Source organism: Lapillicoccus sp. (assembly GCF_036559105.1).
GTDB lineage: Bacteria > Actinomycetota > Actinomycetes > Actinomycetales > Dermatophilaceae > Lapillicoccus.
In genome coordinates, this window is sequence record NZ_DATBTV010000060.1 from 1 (window position 1) to 5,359 (window position 5,359).

The 5,359-nt window shown below is 70.0% G+C and carries 5 protein-coding genes; 1 reads left to right on the forward strand and 4 read right to left on the reverse strand.

Features of this window, described 5'->3' with window-relative positions:
- Positions 1–196: 196 nt before the first annotated feature.
- A complete protein-coding gene (locus VIG79_RS07930; protein WP_331884348.1) occupies positions 197–1,195 on the reverse strand; it encodes a stage II sporulation protein M in 999 nt (332 codons plus the stop codon).
- An 86-nt stretch (positions 1,196–1,281) separates the two neighbouring features.
- Here VIG79_RS07930 and VIG79_RS07935 point away from each other — a divergent pair, with 86 nt between their 5' ends.
- Complete coding sequence (locus VIG79_RS07935; protein ID WP_331884351.1) at positions 1,282–2,097, forward strand: RDD family protein; 816 nt, start codon at positions 1,282–1,284, stop codon at positions 2,095–2,097.
- A gap of 274 nt (positions 2,098–2,371) precedes the next feature.
- On the opposite strand, the gene VIG79_RS07940 is transcribed toward VIG79_RS07935, so the two are convergent.
- The 3 genes from VIG79_RS07940 to VIG79_RS07950 form a co-directional block, all read right to left on the reverse strand.
- The gene (locus tag VIG79_RS07940; protein WP_414672602.1) at positions 2,372–3,526 is read right to left on the reverse strand and encodes an adenosine deaminase; all 1,155 of its coding nucleotides are present in this window, start codon (positions 3,524–3,526) and stop codon (positions 2,372–2,374) included.
- 1 nt (position 3,527) lies between these two features.
- Positions 3,528–3,908, reverse strand: coding sequence for a cupin domain-containing protein (locus tag VIG79_RS07945; RefSeq protein ID WP_331884354.1), 381 nt, complete (start codon positions 3,906–3,908; stop codon positions 3,528–3,530).
- 114 nt (positions 3,909–4,022) lie between these two features.
- Positions 4,023–5,312, reverse strand: coding sequence for a thymidine phosphorylase (locus VIG79_RS07950; RefSeq protein WP_331884357.1), 1,290 nt, complete (start codon positions 5,310–5,312; stop codon positions 4,023–4,025).
- Between the last annotated feature and the right edge of the window lie 47 nt (positions 5,313–5,359).

Consider the following 5,359-nt stretch of genomic DNA (forward strand, 5'->3'; position numbering starts at 1 on the left):
GTCATCGGTCAACATCCCCTCCCGGACCGCAGCCCAGAACCGGCGACGAACCTCCACAGAAATCGCGGTACGACCTGAACGACCCACAACGCAACACCCCTCGATCAAGCCAGGTGTTGCGTTGACCCCCTGAAGCCGCCCGGCGCTGGATGTCGAAAACCGACAAACATCTGAGTCGGACGCGCGCAGCGTGCGGTCAGCCCACGACCGGGGCGTAGTCGCCGGCGTCGGCCGCGGTGACGTCCCCCGTGGCCCCACGACGAGCCGCCCACCGGCCGACGGTGAACACGTAGGCCATGAAGGCGCTCCACGCGACGAACCCGATCCCGACACGGGCCCAGGTGGGCAGCGGCGACGGCGTCACGAAGGCCTCGATGATGCCGCTGACCAGCAACACGGCCGCCAACCCGAGCGCGACTGACATCGCCGTGCGTCCGGCGTGGGCCACGGCGTCGAGCCGTCTTCGTGGCCCGGGCTCGATCCACGACCAGAAGATTCGGAGGCCGACGCCGGCGGCGACGAACACCACGGTCAGCTCGAGCATCCCGTGCGGGAGGATCAGCCCGAAGAACAGGTCGGCCCGACCGTGCGCCCACATCAGGCCACCGATAAGGGCGACGTTGAGAATGTTGTTGAGCAGCAACAGGATCACCGGCAAACCGAGCACGCCGAGCGCGATACAGAGGGCGGACACCCAGGCGTTGTTGGTCCAGACCTTCAGCGCGAAGCTGCCCGCCGCATACTCGCTGTAGTAGCTCTCGAAGTCGTTGTTGATGAGCTGGTCGACCTCGGTCGGAGAGATGAGCGCGGACTCGATGCTGGGGTTCGACACGAACCACGCCCCGATCACCCAGGCGACCACGACGTTGGCCGCCATCGTCCACAGCCACCACGCGCGCAGCCGGTAGAGCGCCGCCGGGAAGGTGTCGGTGAAGAACGTCGTCACGTCGTCGAAGCTGAGCGTGCGGGTCCCCGCCGACCGGAGGCGTGCGGTCGCCAGCATCGAGGACAGGTGCGCCACGAGAGTCGGCTCCGGCGAACGGGTCCGGATCTCCGACAGATGCGTCGCGACCCGCTGGTAGAGGTCGAGCAGCTCGTCGCCCTCGGCGCCGGTCAGCTTGCCGCGCCTCGACGCCAGCTCGTTCAGCCGCGCCCACTCGTGCTGGTGCGTGAGCACGTAGGCGTCGAGATCCACGCGGTCACTGTATGCGGTGGGTTGCCACCGCACGGCCGGTCCCAGAAGGGCCGGTGCGGCCGAGGGCAGCCACCTACGATGACCCGGTGAGCAGCGCGACCGTCGGTGTAGGTGACGACGACTTCGTCACCGGCGAGGCCGTGGCGCTCGACCTGCCCCCGGCGTCCATCGGGTCGCGGATCCTGTCGGGGTTCCTCGACTACCTCATCGTCTGGGTCATGACCTTCACCCTCGTCTCGGCCGGAACGGCCCTGTCCCAGCAGCTCGACGACGCGCTGATCGCGGCGACGGTGCTGGTGTGTTTCCTCGTCGCCTGGCTGGTCTACCCGGTCACCATCGAGACCCTGACCCGCGGCCGCAGCCTCGGGAAGATGGCCGCCGGGCTGCGGACCGTCCGGGACGACGCGGGCCCGATCACGTTCCGACACGCCTTCGCCCGCGGGCTGCTGGGGGTGGTCGAGGTCTACCTGTTCTGGGGCATCCCGGCCGTCATCGCGTCGATCCTCAGCAGCAAGGGCAAGCGGCTCGGCGACATGCTCGCTGGGACCTACGTGGTCCGCGACCGCGTCACGGCGCAGCTGCCGCCGCCGGTCCCGATGCCACCGCAGCTGGCCGGCTGGGCCATGAACGCCGACATCACCCAGCTGCCGGACGACCTGGCGATGGCGGTGCGCACCTTCCTCCCTGCGGCGCCCACGATGACGCCCCGGAGCCGCGACGAGATGGGGCGCAAGCTGCTCGCCGAGATGACCCTCTACGTCTCGCCGCCGCCCCCGCCCGGGAACCATCCCGAGTACGTGCTGGCGGCGATCCTCGCCGACCGTCGACGACGCGACACCGTGCGGCTGGCTCGCGACACGGCGCTACGCCAGCGGCTCACCGCGCCGGACCGGATGAGCTGACCTACCGAGGCGGACAGATGCAGACCGCCGGCGTTCCGGACACGGGCATGGTCACCACCAGGGGCCCGGGATCCGACCCAGCCGCCAGGGTTTGCCCCCACGTGACCGAGACGGTCGCGGTGAAGATCACGGGTGGGAGAGCACTGGTTAGAAGGTGGTGCAGTTCCCGGGTGTGATGCCTCTGCCTCACGGTGGCTCGATTTTCGAAGGTCAGATCGCTCAGCGGATGTGACGGCCGTGAGGACCCGCGCCACCTCACCGAACGGGCGTGATGTCAGGCGGGAAGCCCGAACTCCGCATACCCCGGCTTGATGACGTCGTCGATGAGGGCGAGCCGCTGGTCGAACGGCAGAAACGCCGACTTCATCGCGTTGATGGTGACCCAGCGCAAGTCGGCGAGCGTCCAATCCGCCTCCGCCGCAAGCAGACCGGCCTCCCGCGACAGTGACGTGCCACTCATCAGCCGGTTGTCGGTGTTGAGGGTCACCCGGAACCGCATCCGCGCGAGGAGCGAGATGGGGTGCAGACCGATGGACGTCGCCGCCCCGGTCTGCAAGTTGCTGCTCGGGCACATCTCCAAAGGGATCCGGGTGTCGCGGACGTACGCGGCCAGGAGACCGAGGTAGACCGAGTCGAGGTCTACGTCGGCCAGGGTGGTCAGTCCCCGCGCGGCGGCCTGGTCGAGCCAATCGGGGAACGGCAGTCCCTCGACGGTGATGTCGTCGACGATCCGGACGCCGTGACCCAGCCGTTCGGCCCCGCACCACTGGATCGCCTCCCAGATGCTCTTCAGCCCGAACGCCTCGCCGGCGTGGATGGTGAAGTGCGCGTTCTCCCGGCGCAAGAACTCGAAGGCGTCGAGATGGCGGGTGGGTGGGTACCCAGCCTCTGCCCCGGCGATGTCGAACCCGGCCACCCCGTCGTCGCGGTAGCGGACCGCCAGCTCGGCGATCTCTCGGCTCTTCGCGGCGTGGCGCATCGCGGTCAGCAGCGCCGTCACCCGGATTCCGTGACCGGACTCGCGGGCCAGCCGCTCGCCCTCCCGGAACCCGTCGTTGACCGCCTCGACCACCTGCTCGAGGGTGAGCCCGCGCTCCAGGTGCTGCTCTGGGGCATACCGGATCTCGGCGTAGACGACGCCGTCGGCGGCGAGGTCCTGGGCGGCTTCCGCGGCGACCCGGAACAGGCCCTCCTCGGTCTGCATCACGGCAAGGGTCTGCGCGAACGTCTCGAGGTAGCGCTCCAACGACCCGGAGTCAGCGTTGGCGCGGAACCACTCCCCGAGGCCTGCTGCGTCGGGCGCCGGCAGGTTCGCCTCGACGGCGGGGTCGCCGACCGCGAGCTCGATGATGGTCTGGGGCCGCAGTCCGCCGTCGAGGTGGTCGTGAAGCAGGACCTTGGGGACGGTTCGCAGCGCGTCCAGGCTCAGCTCACTCGTCGTCACGGTGCGCTGCCTCTGGGTCGAACGCCGGCAGACACACCGCGATGTACTCCGCGCCCTCGGGGCCGGTCGAGTACCGCACCCGCTCACCCGGGGCCGTGACGACGCCCTGCCCCTCACCGACCTCCAGCCGGCCGCCGGCGTGGTCGACGAGCACCGTCCCGCGCAGGACCACCGTGATCTCCCCGAACTCCGGCGTCTGGAACGGCTCCGACCAGTCCCCGGGGGCGTTCATGTGCGCCACCGACACGGGATGCGCCGACGCGCCGGCCAATGGCGTGGAGGGGGTGTTCACGGCGCCGACGTACTCGTCGATGACCTTCCCGCCCGGGACCGGGATCCGTGTCGGGGCGGCGATCAGCTGAGGCATCCGCCCAGCGTAGGGGTCAGCCGAACTCACGGACTGAGCTCCGCGGGCCCCTTCCGGGCCTCGCTCGTTCCTCGCTCGGTCCTCAGGACCCTGTCGCTGAGCCGATCCGGTCGCTCAGCCGATCCGGTCGATGACCAGTGGGAGAAGGTCGGGCCGGGAACCCTCGGGAGCGATGAAGAACGCGCCGTCGAGCGCCTCGAGGGCCCGCTCGAACAGGTCGGGGTCGTCGGTGTGCAGCGTCAGCAGCGGGTCGCCGCAGCGCACGATGGCGCCAGGCTTGGCGTGCATCACGACGCCCGCACCCGCCTGGACCGAGTGCTCCTTGCGGGCCCGCCCGGCGCCGAGCCGCCAGGCGGCGACGCCGACCTTGTAGGCGTCGAGCTGGGTCAGCACGCCGTCCGCCGGGGCTCGCACCTCGTGGGTCTCCTTGGCCCACGGCAGGTCCGCGTCCGGGTCGCCGCCCTGGGCACTGATCATCCGCCGCCACACGTCCATGGCCCGGCCGTCGTCCAGCGCCTCGGCGGGGTCGACGTCAGTACGCCCGGCCGCGGTGAGCATCTCGCGGGCCAGCGCAAGGGTCAGCTCGACGACGTCCTCGGGGCCACCCCCCGCCAGGACCTCGACCGACTCGCGCACTTCCAGGGCGTTGCCGGCGGTCAGGCCGAGGGGCGTCTGCATGTTGGTCAGCAAGGCCACCGTGGTGACCCCGGCATCGGTGCCGAGGGCGACCATGGTCTCCGCCAGCTCACGGGCCCGGTTCACGTCCTTCATGAACGCCCCGGAGCCGACCTTGACGTCCAGGACGAGGGCCCCGGTGCCCTCGGCGATCTTCTTGCTCATGATCGAGCTGGCGATCAGCGGGATGGCCTCGACCGTCCCTGTGACGTCCCGCAAGGCATACAGCTTCTTGTCCGCCGGCGTGAGGCCCGGCCCGGCGGCGCAGATGACCGCACCGACGTCCTCCAGCTGGGCCATCATCTGGGCGTTGTCCAGCGACGCCCGCCAGCCGGGGATCGACTCGAGCTTGTCGAGCGTGCCTCCCGTGTGCCCGAGGCCGCGGCCGGACAGCTGCGGCACGGCCACCCCGCAGGCGGCGACCAGCGGAGCGAGCGGGAGGGTGATCTTGTCCCCGACGCCGCCGGTGGAGTGCTTGTCGGCGGTCGGCCGGGAGAGGCCGGAGAAGTTCATCCGCTCCCCCGACGAGATCATGGCCGCGGTCCAACGTTCGATCTCGCGGCGGTTCATCCCGTTGAGCAGGATGGCCATGGTCAGCGACGACATCTGCTCCTCGGCGACGACACCGCGGGTGTAGGCGTCGACCACCCAGTCGATCTGCTCGTCGGACAGCTCGCCCCTGTCACGCTTGGTGATGATGACGTCGACGGCGTGGAACGGTTCGCTCATACCCGCCATCATGGTCGACCCCGGTCAGTAGGGCCGGCGGCTTCACC